Raw genomic sequence first — 21,477 nt, 5'->3', positions numbered from 1 at the left:
CCTTCAATAACTCCGACAGTGCCCACGGTCCTTGGACAGGTGGCTTACCAGGCCCGGAGATCGATCGTCATGTCGCGGTGGTTCGGATGCGTCGAGAAGACGAAGATGCGGTTCATTTCCTTCTTCGTCAGCATCTTTAGAAAGCGAACCTGAATGGTGTTGTTGGTGTTGACCCGCATCAGGATGCAGCCGACCTTGGAGATGCGGGCGTCCGGGATGTCGAGATAAAATTGCTTGGGCAGGTGGTACTGGGTGATGATCCCGAGAACCGCTTCGGTTTCGGATATCTGCAGAACGTCGCAGCGGCGCTGCGCCATGTTCATCACGCCGTTTTCGGTATACTCGATGCGGGCTGCGTTCATCGTGTCATGCATCTTGAACCGCGCTTCGCGGTCGTACATGAACGACTCTTCCTTGTTCAGAAAATGGCTTTTTCCAATGGGGGCCGCGGTCACGACAGTGTCTCCTATTCCAATGTCAAAAGAGTAGGGCCTGAAGTTTAACAGAGCGTTGGAATTTCATATGCGGCCCGAATCGGAGCATTAGTCACAAAATTCCGGTAAATGTAAAGTTATCCCGATCCGTCAGCGGCGATAGGTCTGGCCGTCCGCGTCGAAGAGATGCAGCTTCTGCGGATCGGCTGAAAAACGCATCGTGTCGCCTCTTTTCACGTCGATGATCCCAGGCAGTTTGGCGATGATCGGCTCCTTGGCCGACAAGCCTTCGATGTAGAGGAGCGTCACCTCCCCGAGCGCCTCGACGATGGAGACCTTGCCTTCGAAGAGATAATCCTCGCCGGTCGCGATGGTCAGATCTTCCGGCCGGACGCCGAAGCTTGCGCTCTTGCCGTTCGCGCCGGTTTCGGTCGCGATCGGTACGATGACCGACTTTCCGTCGACAAGCGAAACGGTGGTCACAGCGCCGGTTTCCTTGACGGTGACGGGCATGATGTTCATCGCCGGCGAGCCGATGAAGCGCGCGACAAAGAGGTTTTTGGGGCGCTCATAGAGTTCGAGCGGTGGCCCCACCTGTTCGATGCGGCCGGCCGACAGCACGACGATCCGGTCAGCGAGCGTCATCGCCTCCACCTGATCGTGGGTGACGTAGATCATCGTCGTGTCCGGCATCTGCTCCTTGAGGCGGGCAATCTCGATGCGGGTCGCGACGCGGAGAGCTGCGTCGAGGTTGGACAGTGGCTCATCGAACAGAAAGACTTTCGGGTCACGGCAGATCGCCCGGCCAATCGCCACGCGCTGGCGCTGGCCGCCCGAGAGCGCTTTCGGCAGGCGGTCGAGATAGGGCGTCAGTTGAAGGATATCGGCGGCCGCACGAACCCGTCGGTCAATCTCCTCCTTGCTTTCCTTGGCGATCCGCATGCCGAAGGCCATGTTGTCGTAGACGGTCATATGCGGATAAAGCGCATAGGACTGGAACACCATGGCGATGCCGCGGCGCGAAGGCGGAACGTCGTTGACCACCTGACCATCGATCAGCATCTCGCCGCCGGTGATCGTCTCGAGCCCGGAGATCATCCGCAGCAGCGTGGACTTGCCGCAGCCAGACGGGCCGACAAACACCACGAACTCGCCCTGCGCAATGTCCAGGTCGATGCCGTGCAGCACCTTCACCTGGCCATAGGACTTGCGGATATCCTTCAGTACGACACCGGTCATGACGTGATCCTCCCCGTTACCCTTTGTTGTCTCTTACGTGTGGCGAGCGAAATACGCCCCCCAAGGTGGCAGCTCGACACGATTGCCTTCGACACGGCTGTCAAAACCGTGGCCGACGAGCATGTCCCACTGACCGATCGGCAGGTCGGTCGCGACCTCGCCCGCACTCATGTTGAACAGGCAGAGCAGCGTCTCACTGCCGTATTGGCGTTTGTAGCCCAGCACCGTGTCATCGACCGGAAGAGACATGAATTGCCCCTTGCTCAGGGCCGGATGCAGTTTGCGGAAGGCGAGAAAGCGGCGGTATTGCTCCAGCACCGAAGCCGGATCGCCATACTGGGCGCCGACGGCTTTCAGCTGGTGTTCGACGGGGATCGGCAACCATGTCTTTTCGGCCGTCGAAAAGCCGGCCTGAAGCGCCTGGGCATCCCAGACCATCGGCGTTCGGCAGCCGTCGCGGCCCTTGAATTCCGGCCAGAACTGAATGCCGTAGGGATCGCGCAGGTCGGCATATGCGATATCGGCCTCGGTCAGGCCCAGCTCCTCGCCCTGATAGATGCAGACCGAGCCGCGCTGGGTGAGAAGAATGGCCGAGAGCATTTTTGCGTAGGCTTCACGGTCGAGCACGTCCATGCCCCAGCGGCTGACATGGCGCACGACGTCGTGGTTGGAAAAGGCCCAGCATGCCCAGCCCTCAGGCGCGGCCTCGGAAAAGGCGGTCTGCACTTCGGCCACGCGGGCGGGTGTCAGAGCGTCGGGCGCCAGGAATTCGAAGGCGTAGCACATCTGCATCTTGTCATCGCCGGAAGTATATTCGCCGACGATTTCCAATCCGCGCTGACTGTCACCCACTTCGCCGACGGCAGCGATTGCCGGGAATTCGTCGAGAACGGCGCGGAAGCGCTTCAGGAACGCGATATTTTCCGGCCGGTTCTTGTCGTAGATGTGTTCCTGGAAATTGTAGGGGTTCACGGCGGGCGCCGTCGACGCGTTGCGGCGCGAGGGATCGAGCGCCGGATTGTCGCGCAATTGCTTGTCGTGGAAGTAGAAGTTGATCGTATCGAGGCGGAAACCATCGACGCCGCGGTTCAGCCAGAAGCGCGTCATGTCCAGCAACGCATCCTGAACCTCGGCATTGTGCAGGTTGAGGTCCGGCTGCGCGGTGAGGAAGTTGTGCATGTAATATTGCATGCGGGTCGGATCCCAGTGCCAGGCCGAGCCGCCAAAGATCGACAGCCAGTTGCTCGGCGGCGTGCCGTCGGGCTTGGCGTCTGCCCAGACATACCAGTCGGCCTTGGGATTGTAGCGCGAGGAACGGCTTTCGATGAACCACGAATGCTGATCCGACGAATGCGACATGACGAGATCGATCATCACCTTGAGGCCAAGGCGATGGGCTTCCGCGATCAGGCCATCGAAATCCGAAAGCGTGCCGAACATCGGATCGACATCGGAATAATTGGAGACGTCATAGCCGAAGTCCTTCATCGGCGACGGAAAGAACGGCGAGATCCAGATGGCATCGGCGCCAAGCGCTGCGATATGCGGCAGGCGCGCGGAAATGCCCTTCAGGTCACCGATGCCGTCGCCGTTGCTATCCTGGAACGAGCGGGGATAGATCTGGTAAATGACGGCGCCACGCCACCAGTCCCGATCCTTTGCTGCGTCCATTGCTCCGGAGACTTCCGCCGAACTTGTCATCCACTATCCCTGTTGGTTCACAGACATCATCCGCCCTTGACCGACCCGGCGAGCAGGCCGCGGACGAGGTATCGCTGCAGCGCAAAAAAGACGATAATCGGGACGATGATGGTTATGAAGGCCGAAGCGGTGAGAATTTCCCATTTGCCGCCCATCGACCCCAACAGCGCGTTGAGAGAGCCGGTCAAGACCAGCTGATCCTTGCCGGTTCCGAGAAACACCATGGCGACGAGAAGGTCGTTCCACGTCCACAGGAACTGGAAGATCGAGAAGGAGGCGAGTGCCGGAAACGACAGCGGAAGGACGATCTTGACGAAGATCTCGAAATCGCTGGCGCCATCGACACGGGCGGATTCGATGATCTCCTTGGGCAGACCTGCGATGTAGTTTCGCAGGAGATAGATCGCGAGCGGCATGCCGAACGCCGCATGCGCAAGCCAGATGCCGACATAGGAGCGCGACGACACGCCGAACAGGTTGCCGATGTCGTTATAGAGCGTCAGCAACGGGATCAACGTCATCTGCAGCGGCACGACGATCAGCCCGACCACGAGCGCGATGATCAGCGACCGGCCGGGAAACTGCATCCAAGACAGGGCATAGGCTGCGAAGGCTGCGATCAGGATCGGGATGATGGTGGCGGGTATTGCGACCGTCAGCGAATTGATAAAGGACTGGCCGATGCCGGCGGACGTCAGTACCGTGCGGTAATTGTTGAGGGTGAAGTTCGGCGGTTGGGTGATCGAGAGATAGATGCGCTTGCCGCGCTTGTCGTCGAATGGGCCGCTCTTCACGTAGGAATAGCTGCCATCCGTGTTGACGGTGAGCTTCTCGCCGTCTCCCAGATCCGCTTCCTTGCCGGCCTCGAATTCTGTCGGTGCAGCGACCCTGGTGCCGAAGGCGACCACACTGCCGCTCTTGACGTCGCCGCCATCGAAGACGGAGCCTGATATGTTGTAGTTGGGGCCGTCCTGCCGGGCGCTTGCGGGATCGCCAAGGCGTGCGGCGCTGGTTTCAGCAGCACCCGTCAGCGCCGTCCACCAGCCCGAGGAGGTGATCTGGCCGGCATCGCGGAACGAGGTGACGAGGATGCCGAGCGTCGGGATCAGCCAGATGATGCAGATGATCAGAACCGAGGCATGCAGGATCAGTCTTGGAACGCCGATGCGGCGAAGGCTTGCGGCAGCGCTCATCTCAATGGTCTCCCATATCGCGGTTCGCCTGACGGATGTTCCAGATCATGATCGGCGTCACCGCCGCCATGATGACCAGCGCGATGACGGCACTTCGACCGCTGTCGCCGCCGCCGCGGAACATCCAGTCGAACATCAGGTTGGCCAGCACCATCGTGTTCCACTGGCCATTGGTCATGGTCAGAACGATGTCGAACACCTTGAGAACGAGAATAGTGATCGTGGTCCAGACCACAGCGATCGTGCCCCAGATCTGCGGCACCATGATTTTCCAGAAGATCTGCCAGCCATTGGCGCCATCGATGACGGCTGCCTCGACGGTTTCCTCAGGAATCCCGCGTAGCGCTGCCGACAGGATGACCATCGCAAAACCGGTCTGGATCCAGATCAGGATAGCCATAAGGAAAAAGTTGTTCCAGAAGGGCAGCGAGATCCACACCTGCGGATCGCCGCCGATTGCCCGGACGATCGCGTTCAGAAGGCCGATCTGCGTTTCGTTGCCGCCACGGAATTCGTAGATGAATTTCCAGATCACCGAAGCGCCGACGAACGAGATCGCCATCGGCATAAAGATCAGGCTCTTGGCAAGATTTCCCCACCAGATACGGTCGGTGAGCACCGCGATGACCAGGCCGAGGAAGGTGCAGGCTGCCGGCACGACGGCGAGCCAGAGGATGTTGTTGAAAATCGACTGGCGGAACTGCGCGTCGAAGAAGGCCCAGCGGTAATTGGCAAAGCCGACGAAATTGCCGCCGGAACGATCGTAGAAGGACAGGATGAAGGTCGCGATGACGGGATAGACGAGATAGACCGCGAGCAGCAGGAGTGCGGGTCCGAGAAACAGCCAGGGGCGGATCGTGGCTCTACGGTTGAGATTGGCCGAAGCCTTGCGGGCATCGCCTTCCGGCACCGGAAGTGCCGCTGATAGCAGCTTGTCGGAAAGCCAGTAGTAGAGCGCGCAGGCAAAAACGCCGGCAACGACGACACCCATGGCAGATGCAATCTGAGCTAACATAGGCCCTCCCCCTTTTCTGCAGTGCTAAGCAGGTCTTCCGTCGTCATATCCGGGAAATGCCAACCCTGGAAATGCCCCTCGCCCCCGCATCCACCCTTCTCCCTGTGGTCGGGGAGAAGGGCAGTCGCGAGCGCAGCCTTCGACGCGAATGACTACTTCAGACCGTCCCAGGCCTTCTGGATATCGCCGCCCACAGCCTTTGCATCCTTGCCGCCGACATAATCGATCATGCCGGTCCAGAAGGCGCCGGCGCCGATCTTGCCGGGCATCATGTCGGATGCATCGAAGCGGAAGGTGGTGGCGGTGGTCAGCAGTTCGCCCTGCTTGCGCAGTGTGTCGTTGGCATAGGCTTCCGTCTTGGCGCCCTTGAACGGCGTGAGGAAGGAGGCCTGCGCCATCCAGACTTCATGGGCGATCGGCGTCTTCAGGAATTCGATGAAGGCCTTTGCCGCAGGAGAATCCTTGGTGATGGCAAACATAGTGCCGGCACCGAGGACCGGGGTGCCGAGTTCAGGCTTGGAGGCATAGGTCGGCAGGTAGAAGAAGTCCGCATCGACGCCCAGTTCCTTGTCCGCAGGGAAGAAGGACGGCACGAACGAGGCCTGGTGATGCATGTAGCACTTCGGCGGGATGTCGAAGAGGCCCTTCGGGCTGTCACGGAAGTCGGTCGAGGCAACCGCTGCAACGCCGCCCGCGACGTATTTGTCATTGCGGGCGAACTTGCCGAATTCCTCGATGGCGCCAACCACTGCCGGATCGTCGAACTTGATCTCGTTGGACACCCACTTGTCGTAGGTTTCGGCCGACGACGTCCGCAGCATCATATCCTCGACCCAGTCGGTCGCAGGCCAGCCCGTCGCGCCGCCCGATCCGAGACCGATGCACCACGGCACGCCGCCATCCTCGACGATCTGGTCGGAGAGCTTGAGCAGGTCTTCCATCGTCTTCGGGATTTCGTAACCGGCTTCCTCGAAATTCTCCGGCACGAACCACACGAGCGATTTCAGGTCAGCCTTGAACGGGAAGCCGAAATAGGCGTCCTTGCCGTCCTTGCCCTTGTAGGTACCGTAGCGGATCCAGTCCTCGCCGGAGCCGTAATTGGTCTTGATCCAGTCGGCATTTTCCTGGCCGAGCGGCGTCAGAAAGCCCTTGGTCGCGAGATCGGCCAGAAGACCCGGCTGCGGGATGATGGCAATGTTGGGCGGCGAGCCGGCCTGGGTATCGATGACGATCTGCTGCTCGTAGTTCTCGGACGACGAGTATTTACCGTTCGCACCCGTCGCGGCATTGAAATAGGCGAGCACGCTGTTGAACAGCACCTCGTCCTCGCCACGCCAGGGACCGAACAGGGTCAGGCTCTGGCCCTTCAGGTCACCATGCGCGGATTTGAAATCCTCGTAGCTTTTCCAGTTGAACTTGGCATCTTCGCCGGGCGCGAACTTCAGTTCCTGCGCACCTGCAGCCCCTGCCAGCAGTGCGACGAAAGCCGTGCCGATCCAAAACAATTTCTTCATCGAAATATCCTCCCCTTTGAAGCGTAATCTACAGGGGGATTTAAGGCAGAGCCAGAGGTTTCAAGGGCGCCAGTGCAAGCAAAGCGCCTTGAATGTGATGAATGGTCCGAAATCAGAACTTTGGCGCAGGCAGCCCGGCGGCGCGATGGGCGGCGATTACGGTGTTGGCCATCAGCATGGCGATGGTCATCGGACCGACGCCGCCTGGAACCGGTGTGATGGCTGCGGCGACCTCTGAGGCCTCGTCAAAAGCGACGTCGCCGACGAGACGGGTCTTGCCCTCGCCCTTTTCCGGTGCCGGCACCCGGTTGATGCCGACATCGATCACGGTCGCGCCGGGCTTGACCCAATCCGCCTTGACCATTTCGGGCCGACCGACGGCGGCAACCAGGATATCGGCGTTGCGGCAGACGGCGGCGAGATCCTTCGTCTTAGAATGCGCCATGGTGACGGTGGCGTTTGCGGCCAGAAGCAACAGGCCCATCGGCTTGCCGAACAGGTTGGACCGGCCGATGACCACGGCGTTCAACCCGGACAGGTCTTCGCCATGGATGCGCTTGACCAGCAGCATGGAGCCGGCCGGCGTGCAGGAGATCATGCCTGTCGTCAGGTCACCGGTGGCGATCTTGCCGGCATTGGCGATGTTGAGGCCGTCGACATCCTTTTCCGGCAGGATGGACTGGATCACCGGCTCCTGATCGAGATGTCTCGGAAGCGGCAGCTGGACGAGAATGCCATGGATCGCCGGATCGGCGTTGAGCGTATCGACGAGAGACTGAAGCGCCTCCTGCGTCGTCTCTTCCGGCAACGTGTGCTGGATCGAATTGAAGCCGCACTGCTTCGCCATCCGGCTTTTGGAGCTGACGTAAGCGTGGCTGGCCGGATCGTTGCCGACGATGACGACTGCCAAGCCAGGCTTTGCGCCGCCGGCCCGTTCGAGGCCTTGCGCTGCCTCCGTGACTGCCGAAATGACCGATGCTGCCGCCTGCTTGCCGTCGATTACCGTGACCACGTGCCATCTCCCGTTGACCGAACAGATCTAAGCCGGAGGCTACTGCCCGAACTGGCTCACCTGCGCCTAATGCTGTCGGGAGCAAACAAAAGCAAGGTCAAATCTTGATCCGGGTGACCCGTGCCGGCCCTATCGTCCCGACGCGGTGCGCAGTTCGGAGTAGGTCTGCACCCGGTCGCGCAGTTCTATCATTTCCTGTCGCAGGAGCTGCAATTCCTCGATCGCCCGGCGATCCTCATGCGAGAGTTCGGAATAGGCAAGCTCTTCCTCCCGCATCGCATGCCGGTGCGGATCCGAAATTGCGACCGCGAGAAGCGGTGGAACGGCGGCCTGATCGTAAGGCTGTCTGTGTGCCATCAGCAGTTCGCGAAGCTGAGCGGACAGCGTCAGGCCATTGGCGGCCTCGCGCTCCTCCATTTCGTGTCTGTAATCCTCGGACACGGCATCGGTCTCGACGTCCTGCGCCCAGGCGTCGGAGCCCGCACCGTGATCATATTCGTAGGCTGCTGCGATCTCTTCGGACTCATCGGTAAGATCCAGATCGGCGGCCCAACGCGCATCCATCGGCAGCGCGGCGATGTTCTCGACAACGTCCATTTCAATCGGCGCGGGCTCTGCCTCGAGATGGTCGATCGCGGGCTCCGGCGACGAACGGCGTCCCATCAGCATTGCGCCGAAAGCGCCGAGAAGCAGGCCAGCCGTTGCGCCAAGACCGCTCAGCGCGTACCAGGGCAAGCCGAGCCAGACGGTCGCTGGTGCTTCGTTGGGGGTGACGGTCAGAGGCTTTGAGATCTGTACCCTCGGGGCGGCGACCAGCTTGGTAGACTCGGGGCTGTTGAACCGGCCGCGTGAGTAATTGTCGCGCGCTTCCGCAACGGCCGTTTCCAGCCCCGAGAGCGCTGCGATCTCGTCAGACACCGTCTTGTCTGCGGAAAGCTGTTCCAGCTTGACGCGGAGTTCCGCAAGCTGCGCGGCGGCATGCACCTGCTGGCTGTTCAGCGACTTCACCAGTTGCTTCAACGCGTCCTGGATCGAGAGGCGCGCCTGTGCAAGCACTGCTTCGGCAGCCTGGAAACGCGGATGAAGCGGGCCGAGATCGCTGGAAAGCTGATCGACGGCAAGCTGTGCTTCCACATGCCGCTGGCGCTGATATTCGAGGCCGGTATAGTCCAGACTGTCCGGCAAAGGCTTGTTCAGAACGTCGGCGACCTTCATGGCGGAGGCCTGGCTCAGCCTGTCTTTCAGAGCAACGAGATCGCTCTCGGCCTGCTCGACATCGCGGCTCAGGTCGCGCATTTCGGAGGCCCGGCTTTTCAGTTCGGCAACCTTGTCTTTGCCGGTTCGGCTGACAAACCCTGAAAGCGCCGCTTCTGCGCGGCCAAGCGTGTCGCGAAGGGCTTCGACGGCCGGGTCGCGGCCATCGAAGGCGCCGACAGACAACGCTGTCGGCACGGCATTGCCCAGCATGCCGACGATCTGGCGAGCCTCTTCAGGCTTTCCGGCCGTCGCCGCAATGCGCAGATCCGTGCTGCTTTGGTCGTATGAAATGGTGATTGCGCGGGTCAGGCGGTCGCGCAGACCCGCTTCGTCCTGCAGGGTCGTCGTCCCGGTGCCGGACAGGATTTCGTAGAGAAGGCCGGTCACGCTCTGGGGTTCGGTCGCAAAACTGCTGTCCTTGCCAAGGTTCAGGGCATGGATGAGATTGTCGATCGTGGTTCTGGCGAGAAGCTGCCCCGTCGCAGCAGATACGGTCTGCTCACTGACTGCCCCGACCTTCAGCTGCGTCTGGGCGGTAAACGTCGCATCGCTGCTGCCGAGGAGGACGAGCGGCGCCACGCCTCCGAGAGCCGTCATCAGACCGATCCCGAGCAGCGCGGACGGGAGTGCACGCCGCGCCGGGAGGTTGTCCCGGGCGCTATCCTCGAGCAGGCTGTCGGGCTTTTCGATCTCAGAATTATCCATGGAAAGACCGTCTTGTTTCGCGGGCAGCACCGAAGCGCTCCGATTTTCTTAAGACAGTCTAAATTTCCATGGCAAAGAAAGCGTTAACGACGCGAAATCTGACCCGGCAGCCGGAAGAGATCATCGTTTGCGGCAATCGTCAGAGCTGCGGAGGCAATGGCCGGCAGATGGACGAGGCGATCGAGATCCTGTGGACGGCGAAGATCGGCGATCACGAGATCAAAGCCGCCTTCGAGAACCGACGACGGATCGACAGTCTCGAAACGGTGCCAGGGCGCATGGCGGGAGAACGCGGTGCGCAGTGGCTTGAGAATCGCCACGTCGTTGCCAACCAGGCCGATGCGGCGGTTCTTCTCGGAAAATGTCAGGAACGCCGGGACGAAGGCCGAGGCGGTGAAGCGGTCACGCAGGCCGGGGCCGAACAGGCGTGCCGATATGCCGGCCAGACGTACGCTGCCACGAACCGGAAGCCGCGCGCGCGCAACGTTCTCACCCGTTTCTGAAAGGGTCCGATATTCGACGAGACCGCGTGAAAACGTTATGGTCGACGATGGATGTGGATCGTTGAGCATAGCCTCCGCACGCTCGAATGCGGCAGTCCAGCTCAGCTCTTCGATGCCGTTGCCCAGACCGTGCGGGACTGCCTTGAAGGCGTTGATGTGTACTGAGGCGTTCACGTGTGCTCTCCGCTCGAAAATCCAGTCGTCCTGGAGCCTAGCGGAAAGCGCTGAACCGGCCTTGAAGCCAACCGTTAAAATGCGAGCGATGTGTCGAAAAGACATGGCCGTTGAAGCGGCATGCCTGATCCGAAGCGACGGCTGCCTAGTGCGACGGAGCTGCCGCCGGTGCCTCGACCTTGACGCCCTCGACGATTTTTTGGGCCGGAATGGGGTTGCTGCCGCGTCTTGCCGTGTTCGTGTCGATCGTCTCCTTCGACATGTAGTCGAGCTGTTCGATCAACACGTTGGCGACGACCGTATCGCCGAGCTTGGCGTTGATGCCGTCCTTGATCTTCGTGCGAAAGGCCTCCGGATCGAAAGTGCCGACGCTTTTCAGGTCGATCATCTTTTCGCCCATCAGAAGCGAGAACAGTTGGTCCGTCAGAACGACTTCCATCGGAAGCTGAACGTGCTTGGACTTCATGCTGTCGACCGAAAGCGAGATGCGGCCAAGGAAATAACCCTGCACCGCGCCATTGTTGATGACCGGCAGGCTGACCGGGTTGCCTCGCACGATCGTGGTCACGACCGCGGCTTCCGCCTCGGTCGCCACGGGCGCCTTCGACATCTGCGCAGAGACATACACGCCACCGATCGTGGCGATGCAGACCCAGAGCCCGATCAGCAGAACCTTGATCATCAGGACGTGCCGAACCGGAACTGATGTTCCGAATAGGTGCCGTCGGCGTCCATGTCCTTGACGGCGTTCTTGAGGATGTCGGCAACGGCGCGGACGGCTTCGAGATGCGCTTCGACGCGCTGGGCGTTGAGCTTCAGCTTCTTCTTCAGGCCCTGCAACTGACCAAGATAAGGTGCCGACGTTTCCTTGACGTCCGGCCCGCGGAACAGGGTCGTCAGTTCATAGAGGCAGCGGCTCTTGTGGGCGTTCGACACTTTGAGGTCGAAGCCGGAGTCGCGGCCGATCCGATCATTCTCGTTATCGATGATCATCTCAAGACGGGAGAGCACGGTCTTGATGCGGTAGTCAGTGGAAACGACGTCCATATCAACCTTCTAATGTTAATTAATTTGATTTCTTGGCTGCGCCGGCGTTTTCCGACGGAGACAGGATCTGCCGCTGGAAATCAGTGATCATGCCCACCGCCATCTGGCGATCGCCTTCATCGGTCTTGGCATTCGGTGCCGTGCCACGTGCATGCTGAACCGACTGCGAGAATAGTTTTTCGGCAATACCGAAACCGCCCTGCTTGGAGACGGCATCAGCAATCTGTTCCGCCATCATGCCCTTCCAGAAATCGCCGGCGGAACCTTTGCCGAAGACTTCTTCGCTCTCGGATGGAAGCATGTTCTGGATAAACGTGGAGGCGACGCTTGCCTCGAACTTCCGGTAGGTCTCCGGAATGTCCTTGTGGCGCGAAACACGGACGTTTTCGACCGTGGCGTCGGACCCGGCGGACTCTGCGGACTTGGCAGTCTGGCTTACGGCCTGGGCGAAACCCACACCGTTGGAGGCCAGCATGACCGATTGCGCCGTTGCTTCGTTTGCCTTCAGCTTTTCACGTGCGGCCTGAAGCAGGCCCGGATCTGCGGCCTGGACAACATCCAGGACAAGATCGCTCGGGGGGGAAATAGCCAATTCCAGTTCCTCATTATTTAGCGAACTGGATCATCCCTTATCAAGCTTGCTGGAAGCTGGTGTGGAGACCATCAGGCCGAGATCGACGAGATCGTACATGCGCTCGTCCTCGGCAAGCCGGCCTTCCAGCTCCTTTGCGTCGCCCATGCGCTCCTCCAGCCGGTCGCCCTTGGTCTTTTCGCGCAGGACCCGCTGTTCCTGCGCTTTCTGCTGGGCAACGATCTGCTGGCTTCGCGAAAACAGGCGCGTCAGCCGGTCGGCGTAATTCTTGGAGAACTGCTGGTGTACGGGATCGGTCGATGACAGCGCATCAACAGTCGTGTCGATGGATTGATCGATTTCCGCCTTGCGCTGCACCGTGGTGCTGAGCTCGAACTCGGCGAGCTTTTCAAGCTGGCGCTGGACATCGACCAGACGCCGCAGCTTGTCGGATTTCTTGTTGCCTGCCACGCGCGTCCTCCTTGGAAGCCTTGCCTACAGCCCGGTGAATACAAGCGGAAACCCGCGCACGAATTCCTCGATCATGGAGGCGATGCCGAGATAAAGCAGGAAGATACCGCCCATCAGCGCATACGGCGTAGAGATGAAGTAGACCGGGATCTGCGGCGCCATCTTGTTGATCATTCCGACAGCGACGTTGAACATGATGCCGTAGACGAGGAAAGGGCTCATCAGCCTCAAGACGATCATGAACGTGGCCGACAACGTATCCGTCAGGGTGATCAGGATGCGGCGTGGATTGAGACCTTCGGCGAGCGGAATGGTCGTGTAGGAATCGACCAGCGATCTGATGACGATGTGATGGAAGTTCAGCATGAACAGGACGAGCAGGCCCGATAGGGTCAGAAGGCTGGTCAGCTGGCTTTCCGACGAATCTTCCAGCACGTCGGATCCGGGCGGACCACTGAACGAGATCGACATGGCGATGGCGGCGCCTGCAAACTGCAGGCCCGAGGCATAAAGGCGAGCGATCAGGCCGAACACGGCCCCGACGAGAGTTTCAGACGCAATCAGCAGGCCGAGACCCGCAGCGTCACCGGACACCCTGGGGTAGATCGTATCCCAGACCATCGGCAGCACCGCCATGGACAGCGCCACCGATAGAAACAGCCGGACTTCCATGGGCAATCTGGCAGACGAGAACCCGGGCATGATCATGATGCAGCCGCCGATTCGACAGAATGCAAGAAAGAGAGCGATGACCGTGCCCTGCGGGTCCGTTATCATGAGATCGATCCAAGTACCTTGATCTCGGTGCCCTTTGCCAGCTCGACATGCGACAGGACGGGAAGGGTTGCGAACAGCCGCTCGATGATCATGCGCACATAAGAGCGTGTCTCCGGCGACGTGACAAGTACGAAGGGCATGCCCTTGTCCATGTATTCACGGATGACTTTGCCCGCCTGTTCACTGAATTCCTCGAGCGAGCGCGGATCGATGTCAAAATCGATAATGTCGCCCTTCGGATCGCGCTTGATTGCCTGGTGGAACAGAAGGTCCCATTTGGAGCCGAGACGCAGGACGCGAAGGATGCCGTTGTCGGCGAGATCGCCGCAGATCTGCTGGGCCATGCGGACCCGCACGTGCTCGACGAGCTGCTCGGTCTTGCGGACATGCGGCGCGAGTTCGGCCAGCGCTTCGAGAATGAGGTGCAGGTTCCGGATTGAGACGCGTTCGGCAAGCAGAAGCTTGAGAACCGCCTGAAGGCCGGAATAGGACATGTGCGACGAGCACATCTCGTCGGCAAGCTTCTTGTATTCCGGATCGAGACGCTCGATGAGGATCTTGACGTCCTTGTAGGACAGAAGCTGCGGCAGGTTGTTGCGGATGACTTCGCTGACATGGGTCAGAAGCACCGAAACGTTGTCGATCGGGTGGAAACCCTCGCGCTTCAGATCCTCGACGAAATGCTCCAGCACCGAGACGGCCGGCATTCCGAACGTGGGTTCGCGAACCTCGTCGCCGGGAACCGACGGCTTGCGATCCTTTCCGACGATGACGAGGACTTCGCCCAGTCGCAGCGTGCTGCTGGCGACCGTCGTTCCGTGGATGCGGATCTGGTAGGACTTTTCCGGGATCTGGATATCGTCGACGACCTTGATTTCCGGCACGACGAACCCGTATTGCGTGGCAAACCGCTTGCGCATCTTGCCGACGCGGAACCCGAGTTCCTGGTGGGCGCCGAGAAGACGCGGCGAGACCTGCTTGCCGAGCGCCAGCTCGATTTCTGCCGTTTTAAGGACGTTCTTGACCGAATCCTTTTCCGATTCGCGGTTCTCGACGACCTTCTTTTCCTCGCTTTCGCGCACCCTCTGGTTCTCGGCTTCGATCTGCCGCGGAATGACCCAGCCGGCACCGGCGAGAAGGAATGCGAGCGTCATGAACGGCATGAACGGCAGGCCGGGGACCAGTGCCAGAGTTGCCATCATGCCGGCTGCGACCCACAGAGCGCGAGGATAGCCGCTCAGCTGGCCGATAACAGCTACGTCGGTGGAACCCTGGGTACCGCCGCGGGTGACGATCAGGCCGGCTGCGAGCGAAACGATCAGCGCCGGAACCTGGGAAACGATACCATCGCCGACCGACAGCTTGACGAAGACGTCGGCGGCTTCGCCGATTTCCATGCCGTGACGGAAGTAACCGATGATGATGCCGCCGAACACGTTGATCGTGGTGATCAGCAGGCCGGCGACCGCGTCACCGCGTACGAATTTGGAGGCACCGTCCATGGCGCCGAAGAACGAGCTTTCCTCTTCCAGCTCGCGGCGGCGCAGCTGCGCCTCCTTCTCGTCAATGATGCCGGCGGACAGATCGGCATCGATCGACATCTGCTTGCCGGGAATGGCGTCGAGGGTAAAGCGTGCACCGACTTCGGCGATACGCGTCGCACCCTTGGTGATGACGATGAAGTTGACGACGATCAGGATCAGAAAGACGATCAGACCGATCACGAAATCGCCGGACATGACGAGGTTCGCAAAACCGGCGATCACGCCGCCGGCGGCGGTATGGCCCTCGTGGCCGTGCGAAAGAATGACGCGGGTGGTGGCAATATTGAGCGCCAGCCGGATCATCGTCGCGATCAGCAGGATCGTCGGGAAGGACGAGAAGTCCAGCGGCCGCTGGATCCACAGCGCCACCATCAGGATCAGGACGGAAAAGGCGATCGAAAACGCCAACCCGATATCGATCATGAAGACCGGCACCGGCAGGAACAGGATGCACAGGATGGCCATGATACCGACGGCAAAGCCGATATCGCGGCCATTCGGCGCGGCCTTCACGGGGGTAATGGACGTCTTCGTCATTGCCATATGCGGTATCTCTTCATGAGATTAGAAAGGCGCATGCTGCGCCCATGGATCGCGCAAAAAGCAAGACATGATAATGCTCGGACCTGTTGCGACAGATCCCTTCTAGGCAGCGAAGCTTGTGTGAGGGTGTCCGCCATCATCGCAGGCGAAGCGTGCGAGCAAGCCTCGCAGCCTTGGCAGCCGTGCGCTAGAAACCGGACTGGACGCGCGAAAAGACGAGATCGGTGAAAAGCGAGATCTGGCCGCCGATGAAGGGAGCAGCAATCCCGAGCGCCAGCATGACGGCGACGATCTTGGGCACGAATGTCAGTGTCATTTCCTGGATCTGCGTCAGCGCCTGAATGAGCGCCACGACCATGCCGACAATCATCGCGGTCAGCACTGCCGGGCTTGAGGCGATGAGAATCGTCCATATCGCCGAGTGCATCATGTCGAGAGCATCGGCTTCATTCATTGCAGGATCATCCGGGGCATTGGTGTCGTGGCCATCATCATCTGGCGCGAATCGCATGCGGATGATGACAGCCACCGACCGCCAATGCAATTGAGCGACCGGTACTGCCCCCGGCAAAACCGCAGGCTCGCCTGCAATTTCAGGAATTCAGTCGGATCAGGACTCCGAGGACTTCGTCGCAGATATCGTGATGCCGTCGCCGATCGTGATCTCCTTGCCAGCATCGGTCGTTGCAACCAGACCGTCAGACGTGACTTCGATCGATTCGACCACACCGCTGGTCTTGCCATCACTGCTGGTGATCGTCTTGCCGATATAGGACGAGGCGTTGGACAGCGACGACTGTGCGATCAGGCTTTCCAGGTTGGTGTTCGTCTGGATCGACTGTTCGACCTGCGAGAAGGTTGCCAGCTGCGAGATCTGTTCGCTAGCATCCAGCGGATCGGTCGGATCCTGGTTCTGCATCTGGGCGATCAGAAGCTGCAGGAAAGCGTCGTAATCGAGCGAAGCGCTTGCCGCAGCGGATGAAGCCTTCGACGAACTCGTTGCATTCGTCGAGGTTGCGGACGATACCGTATCTACTGCCATAGCCCCATCTCCTTGCGCAGACCGGCGATAGCAGCCGGCGCGACTTCCTTGCTGTTCAGGATGCGCTCTTCGACAGGATAGAGCGCGCGGATTGCCTTCAGTGCTTCAAAAGCGCGATCGGAGGCAACAAGCGCATCGATCTGCTTGAGCTCGTCGATGATTTCCGGATTGCGGAAGCATGCGAGCAGCATCATGACCGACCGGCGGAACATGGTCACGGCCTGGTCCTTGCCTTCCGGATTGATCAGCATCATCTGTGCGATGAAGTACAGCTGACGAAGCGGGGTCGTCGTATCCTCGGGCTGGAGAACATGGTTTTCCAGCAGAAACGTAACGTTGTTGAGGAATTCAAGAGAAACCTTGCGATCAACACGCAGGACTGCGCCGTTGATGAAGATCTTTTCGCCGGACTTCAGCGAGATACGCAGTGTGCTTTTCATCTTAGGCCATCCCTGATGATGGTAGTCACGTCGATAATGCCCTGGTAATTGTCGGACTGCTTCTTACGAATGCGTTCGCATTCCTTCAGTATCCAAAGGGCGATGGAGATCAGCTTTGCGCGCAGCTCGATGCCGAGCTCGTTGTCGGGCTGGTTGAGGTCTTCGATAAACCGGGTCCAGACCCTGCGCGTATAATGGATGGCCTCGACGGCCTCGCGTCCATAATGCGATTTGTTCGGGACTGCAGAGAGGAGCTCAATGGAGCGGGCCAGAACCTGGCGTTCTCTCTCTCTAGCGCTTGCGAGGTCATCCTTGATTACCTCGGCATACGCAAACTGGAACATGCTTGCTTCCTTCATGTTGCAAACCAAATGCCGCGGGGCAACTACCCATTATAGATAGTTGACGAGGCTCAGTCCCTGGATCTTGGAGGTGATGGTGTATGAGGTCTCTACTTGCGTCAACAACGTGTTGAGACGCACCGAAGCATCATAAGTATCCACGCCGACGAGATCTGTCAGTTGGGTGTTGATGATATCCATTTGCGCCGACATGGCGGTATTGGCCTTTTCGACGCGCTCCTGGGAAAGCCCCATGGAAGAGCGCTCAGCATCGATGCCGGACACCGATAGGCCGGCAAGATTGGTAACGGTCGCGTTGACCTTGTTCAGTGCATCGGCGGACAGGCCCGCCGTTGCCAACTGGGACGTGATCAGGCTGCCGAGAACGAGGTTCTTGAAGCCATCGGCATTCAGGCTCGTCGAAGTGGTGACGGTCTCAGACGTGCTGACACGACCGGTCATTTTGGTGTCGGACGCGTTTGTCCAGCCGGACCAGTCGAAGGACGACGTATAGTCGTCGAGGAAGGTCGCCATCTGGCTGGACGATATATCCGATGCGCTGGAGATACCGTTGGCCGACATGAAGCTCGAAAACTGCGTGTTGAAGTCGTCCGTCAGGTCGGTGATGAAGCTGTCGTCCAGAGGCGCGGCATCGGTGTTGATGCCAGAAAACAGATACTCGCCATTGACCGAGACGTTTGCGTAGCTGACGAAATTCTCGAGCACGGACGTCGCCGTATCGGCAGAAACCTGCAAGCTCGTCTTGTCGCTGCTGCCGGAGAGCGCGACCAGTGAATCCAGCAGCGTCTGGCCGGAGTCGGACATCTGCTCCATCGCAAGCTGCGAGGAATCCATTCGCTGATTGGTCAGCGAATTGGAATCGATGATTGCCTGCAGCCGTGATGACTCGCGGCCGTAATCGAGGCTTGCAGACGTCCGCGTACCGAGTTCCAGACCCGTATCCGCATAGGTACCGTTGACCGATTCCTTCTGCAGTTTGGCGATCTCGGTCTGCGAGTTCTGTACGGTCAGCTGCATTGTCTGGCTGACGGACAGGGTTGAGATGGATGTCGTCTTCATGACTTAGTTCGCAGCCTCCATCAGCGCCGCCAGCATCTCGTCAATGGTCGACAAGAGCTTTGAGGCCGCCTTGTAGGATTGTTCGACATCGAGGAGGAGGATCAGTTCCTCATCGAGATTGACGCCCGTTGCGTTGGAATAGGCCTCGGTTGAACGCGACAGCATGGCCGTCGTGGTTTCCGCAGCATTCGTGGCTCCGCTCCGGTATTCCTCGACCCAGCCGACTGAATCCGTTGAGTAATCCAGCAATGTGGCCTTGTCGCCGATCTTGGCGGCAGGATCAAATTCCATGGAAGTCTCGAAGCCCGAGACATATTCGCTGAGCAACGTGGAAAAGCCGCTCGCGCTCTCGGTGTTGACACTGGCACCCGTAATCGAGCCGTCCCTGAGCTTGGTGGGGTCGGCGACCGCCTCGGCATTGACCGTGATGATCCCAGCCAGGCCGGTGATGATCTCAGCCGTTTCAAAATCGACTTCGTCGCCTGTGGTCGTCGTGAAAAGACCGGCGATCTGGCTTGCGCCATCTGTTTCGGAAAACAGGGAAATCAGGCCGCGGGCGATTTCGTCGAGCTGGTCCTGGTACGTTGGATAGACCTCGTCACGCAGCTGGACGAGTGCCTGAAGCGACCCTTGCGCCGTCGTGTCGCTGCTCTGGCCGGCCTTCAGCTCCACGCCGTCGATATAGACTGCGCCGCCGACCGTCGTTGCATCGTAACCCGCAGTCGAATCGAACGTTACAGGCCGTGCCGTGCTTTCGAACAGCGTGATGCCGCCATTCGTATAGATCGACATGTCGTTGTTGTCGCGCGTCGCGGTGCTGATGCCGACGATGCCGGAAATCTGCTTGAGCAGGCTTTCGCGGGTATCGAGAGCGTTGTTGCCGTCGGTGCCGGCCGCAGCCGCCGTCACAACCGCCTTGTTGGCCTGCTCGAACTGCGCAAGCAGCTTATTGAGCTTGTCAACTTGGCCGGAAATCTGGGCGTCGGTGCCAGCCCGAAGCTGCTGCACTTCGGTGGTGCTGGTATTGAGAGCCGTCGCAACATCGACCGCCGAGTTGACCGCAGCCGAAGCGAGCGTCACGTCTCCGGGGGTCGCCGCGTAGGTCTGCAGCGCGTCCCGCAGTTCGGACAGTGCCGTGGACGGAGCAAGCGAATACCCGTCCCCGCCCATGATTGTGTAGACGGATTCCAGTCCGGCCAGCAATGTCTGCTGTCCCGCATCGTCGGCCGTAGACGAGAGTGTCTGCTTCAGCAGCGCGGCGTCTTCCGTCCGCGCTGTCTGAACGGTCGTGGCACCGGTATAGGCGTTCGTGACAGTCGCGGCGGAACGGCGGTTGTAATCGCTGTTCCCGACGTTTTGAACGTTTGTCGACAACACCCCCGTCTGCGTGGCGGTGTTGTTCAAGATATTCTTTGTCGTACTCAGTGCCGATGCGAGTGACATCGCTTAACTCCTGAAACTACCGGACCAGATTAATCAGTACGTCCATCAGATCGGAACCGGTCTGGAACACTTTGGAATTGGCGCTATAGCTGCGCTGCGCTTCGATCATCTCGGTCAGTTCGTTGGCCAGATCGACGTTGGAGGTTTCGAGCGCGCCCGAAACGATCTCGCCAAATCCACTGGAGCCGGCAAAGCCGAGGGTGACCACGCCGGAGCTACTCGTCGTGCGGTAGACGTTGCCGGAGGAGACTTCGAGGTTGTCGGGGCTTTCGACCGTCGCCATGGCGATCTGGTACAGCGACTTCGACGAACCGTCCGCATAGACCGCGTTGATCGTGCCGTCAGATTCGATCTTGACGCTGGAGATGGAGCTCGGCGCGCTGCCGTTGACGCTGCCGCTCGAGATGTTCGACTTGGCCGACAGCTGCGTCATGCCGGCGAGATCGAACTTGATCCCGTTGACCGTGACAGAAAGCTCCTCGGCACCGTCAACTGTTTCAAGCTTGCCGGACGAATTGAACGCGAGCGACAGGTTGGCGAGTTCGCCATCACCGCCATATGGGAAGCTGCCGGTGCCGGTCGTGCTTGCGTCAGCTGCGTTATAGACGCTGAGCTGCCATTCGCCTGCAGCGGTCTTCGAGAAATAGAAGTCGTAGACGATCGGGTTGCCGAGGCTGTCGTAGCTGGTCAGCGACGTCTTCAACGTGCTGTCCATGTCGACGTCGACATCTTCGGTGTTGTCGGACGGCAGGTCGGCGGCGACGACATCGGATGCGCTGTTGAGGTTGCCGGAGAGCGACCCGGAGGTCGACGCGACCGCACTCAGTTCCGAGCCGCCGACATTGATCGGGACCAGGCCGTCATAGCTGTTGACGACGGTCGTCGGGGTTCCGGAATCGTAGGAGTAACCGAGGAGCGTATAGCCGGCTGAGTTGACCAGGTTGCCCTGCTCGTTCGGCGTAAAATCGCCGGAACGGGTCAGAAAGGTCTCGCCTGCTGAATTCTGTACGACGAAAAATCCGTCGCCCTGGATGGCAAGATCGGATCCTGACGTGGTGTACTCGAGAGCACCCTGCTCAGAAATCGAATACTTCACGCTGGTTTCGACACCACCGGAATTGTATGAGCCGGCCGTCGATGGCAGCACAAGCGACGAAAACTGCGTGGACGACTTTTTGTAGGCAGTCGTTGACGAGTTAGCAATGTTATCGCCAACGGTGCCCAAGCGGTTTGCCTGCGCATTCATGCCCGATACGGCGGTTTTCATAGTTCCGAAAAGGCTCATAGCAATCCTCGTTGCACTTAGGCTTATGACTTTAGGGGATGGGCCTTGCGTGAAGCTGTCTGCGTGCTGGCATCGAGCGCTGATCTGCGTCGAAGTCGAGGGCCCTATCTGTCTGACAAAAATGACAAATCGAGCACGCAAAAAAA

At 59.7% G+C, this 21,477-nt stretch carries 22 protein-coding genes; all 22 read right to left on the bottom strand.

Going from position 1 to position 21,477, the window contains the following annotated elements; all coding sequences use genetic code 11:
• Positions 1-44: 44 nt before the first annotated feature.
• The 22 genes from G6K99_RS02770 to G6K99_RS02665 all read right to left on the bottom strand — a co-directional run bounded on the left by G6K99_RS02770 (position 45) and on the right by G6K99_RS02665 (position 21,331).
• Positions 45-401, bottom strand: coding sequence for a hypothetical protein (locus tag G6K99_RS02770; protein ID WP_113109509.1), 357 nt, complete (start codon positions 399-401; stop codon positions 45-47).
• Between the two features lie 183 nt (positions 402-584).
• Complete coding sequence (locus G6K99_RS02765; protein WP_174195636.1) at positions 585-1,673, bottom strand: ABC transporter ATP-binding protein; 1,089 nt, start codon at positions 1,671-1,673, stop codon at positions 585-587.
• Positions 1,674-1,706: 33 nt separating this feature from the next.
• Positions 1,707-3,374 carry an alpha-glucosidase family protein gene (locus tag G6K99_RS02760; protein WP_174195635.1) on the bottom strand — a complete coding sequence of 556 codons (1,668 nt, stop codon included), beginning with the start codon at positions 3,372-3,374 and terminating at the stop codon, positions 1,707-1,709.
• Between the two features lie 26 nt (positions 3,375-3,400).
• A complete protein-coding gene (locus G6K99_RS02755) occupies positions 3,401-4,567 on the bottom strand; it encodes a carbohydrate ABC transporter permease (RefSeq protein WP_174195634.1) in 1,167 nt (388 codons plus the stop codon).
• 1 nt (position 4,568) lies between these two features.
• Complete coding sequence (locus G6K99_RS02750) at positions 4,569-5,582, bottom strand: carbohydrate ABC transporter permease (protein ID WP_062453780.1); 1,014 nt, start codon at positions 5,580-5,582, stop codon at positions 4,569-4,571.
• A 152-nt stretch (positions 5,583-5,734) separates the two neighbouring features.
• Positions 5,735-7,096: an ABC transporter substrate-binding protein gene (locus tag G6K99_RS02745; RefSeq protein WP_174195633.1), complete on the bottom strand. Its 1,362-nt coding sequence runs from the start codon at positions 7,094-7,096 to the stop codon at positions 5,735-5,737.
• Between the two features lie 112 nt (positions 7,097-7,208).
• Positions 7,209-8,108 (bottom strand): bifunctional methylenetetrahydrofolate dehydrogenase/methenyltetrahydrofolate cyclohydrolase FolD, encoded by a 900-nt coding sequence (gene folD, locus G6K99_RS02740; RefSeq protein WP_174195632.1) that lies wholly within the window; start codon positions 8,106-8,108, stop codon positions 7,209-7,211.
• Between the two features lie 129 nt (positions 8,109-8,237).
• Positions 8,238-10,070 carry a hypothetical protein gene (locus G6K99_RS02735; protein ID WP_174195631.1) on the bottom strand — a complete coding sequence of 611 codons (1,833 nt, stop codon included), beginning with the start codon at positions 10,068-10,070 and terminating at the stop codon, positions 8,238-8,240.
• An 83-nt stretch (positions 10,071-10,153) separates the two neighbouring features.
• A complete protein-coding gene (locus G6K99_RS02730) occupies positions 10,154-10,747 on the bottom strand; it encodes a hypothetical protein (RefSeq protein WP_174195630.1) in 594 nt (197 codons plus the stop codon).
• A 145-nt stretch (positions 10,748-10,892) separates the two neighbouring features.
• Positions 10,893-11,429: a hypothetical protein gene (locus G6K99_RS02725; protein ID WP_174195629.1), complete on the bottom strand. Its 537-nt coding sequence runs from the start codon at positions 11,427-11,429 to the stop codon at positions 10,893-10,895.
• The gene (locus G6K99_RS02720) at positions 11,429-11,794 is read right to left on the bottom strand and encodes a hypothetical protein (RefSeq protein ID WP_062453786.1); all 366 of its coding nucleotides are present in this window, start codon (positions 11,792-11,794) and stop codon (positions 11,429-11,431) included. The genes G6K99_RS02725 and G6K99_RS02720 overlap by 1 nt, the downstream gene beginning before the upstream one ends.
• Before the next feature lie 19 nt (positions 11,795-11,813).
• Positions 11,814-12,386: a rod-binding protein gene (locus tag G6K99_RS02715; RefSeq protein ID WP_062579116.1), complete on the bottom strand. Its 573-nt coding sequence runs from the start codon at positions 12,384-12,386 to the stop codon at positions 11,814-11,816.
• Between the two features lie 30 nt (positions 12,387-12,416).
• Positions 12,417-12,836, bottom strand: a complete 420-nt coding sequence (locus G6K99_RS02710) for a hypothetical protein (RefSeq protein ID WP_062453788.1) — start codon at positions 12,834-12,836, stop codon at positions 12,417-12,419.
• A 24-nt stretch (positions 12,837-12,860) separates the two neighbouring features.
• The gene (gene fliR / locus G6K99_RS02705; protein ID WP_062453789.1) at positions 12,861-13,613 is read right to left on the bottom strand and encodes a flagellar biosynthetic protein FliR; all 753 of its coding nucleotides are present in this window, start codon (positions 13,611-13,613) and stop codon (positions 12,861-12,863) included.
• Positions 13,610-15,694: a flagellar biosynthesis protein FlhA gene (gene flhA, locus G6K99_RS02700; RefSeq protein ID WP_062454866.1), complete on the bottom strand. Its 2,085-nt coding sequence runs from the start codon at positions 15,692-15,694 to the stop codon at positions 13,610-13,612. The genes fliR and flhA overlap by 4 nt, the downstream gene beginning before the upstream one ends.
• 193 nt (positions 15,695-15,887) lie before the next feature.
• Entirely contained in the window at positions 15,888-16,154 is a 267-nt protein-coding gene (gene fliQ / locus G6K99_RS02695) for a flagellar biosynthesis protein FliQ (protein WP_062454868.1), read from the bottom strand.
• Positions 16,155-16,310: 156 nt separating this feature from the next.
• On the bottom strand, positions 16,311-16,742 hold the full coding sequence (gene flgD, locus G6K99_RS02690) for a flagellar hook assembly protein FlgD (protein WP_174195628.1): 432 nt from the start codon (positions 16,740-16,742) through the stop codon (positions 16,311-16,313).
• Positions 16,733-17,182 (bottom strand): flagellar biosynthesis repressor FlbT, encoded by a 450-nt coding sequence (gene flbT / locus G6K99_RS02685; protein WP_062453791.1) that lies wholly within the window; start codon positions 17,180-17,182, stop codon positions 16,733-16,735. Before flbT ends, flgD begins: the two co-directional genes overlap by 10 nt.
• Positions 17,179-17,526 (bottom strand): flagellar biosynthesis regulator FlaF, encoded by a 348-nt coding sequence (gene flaF / locus G6K99_RS02680; RefSeq protein ID WP_062453792.1) that lies wholly within the window; start codon positions 17,524-17,526, stop codon positions 17,179-17,181. The genes flbT and flaF overlap by 4 nt, the downstream gene beginning before the upstream one ends.
• A gap of 48 nt (positions 17,527-17,574) precedes the next feature.
• Entirely contained in the window at positions 17,575-18,603 is a 1,029-nt protein-coding gene (locus tag G6K99_RS02675; RefSeq protein ID WP_092661200.1) for a flagellar hook-associated family protein, read from the bottom strand.
• 3 nt (positions 18,604-18,606) lie between these two features.
• A complete protein-coding gene (gene flgK, locus G6K99_RS02670; protein WP_174195627.1) occupies positions 18,607-20,046 on the bottom strand; it encodes a flagellar hook-associated protein FlgK in 1,440 nt (479 codons plus the stop codon).
• Between the two features lie 16 nt (positions 20,047-20,062).
• Positions 20,063-21,331: a flagellar hook protein FlgE gene (locus tag G6K99_RS02665; RefSeq protein ID WP_113109501.1), complete on the bottom strand. Its 1,269-nt coding sequence runs from the start codon at positions 21,329-21,331 to the stop codon at positions 20,063-20,065.
• Positions 21,332-21,477 lie beyond the last annotated feature (146 nt).

The sequence above is a fragment of the Neorhizobium sp. AL 9.2.2 genome (genome assembly GCF_013317225.1).
GTDB lineage: Bacteria > Pseudomonadota > Alphaproteobacteria > Rhizobiales > Rhizobiaceae > Neorhizobium > Neorhizobium soli.
This window is presented reverse-complemented; position numbering and strand designations above follow the sequence as displayed.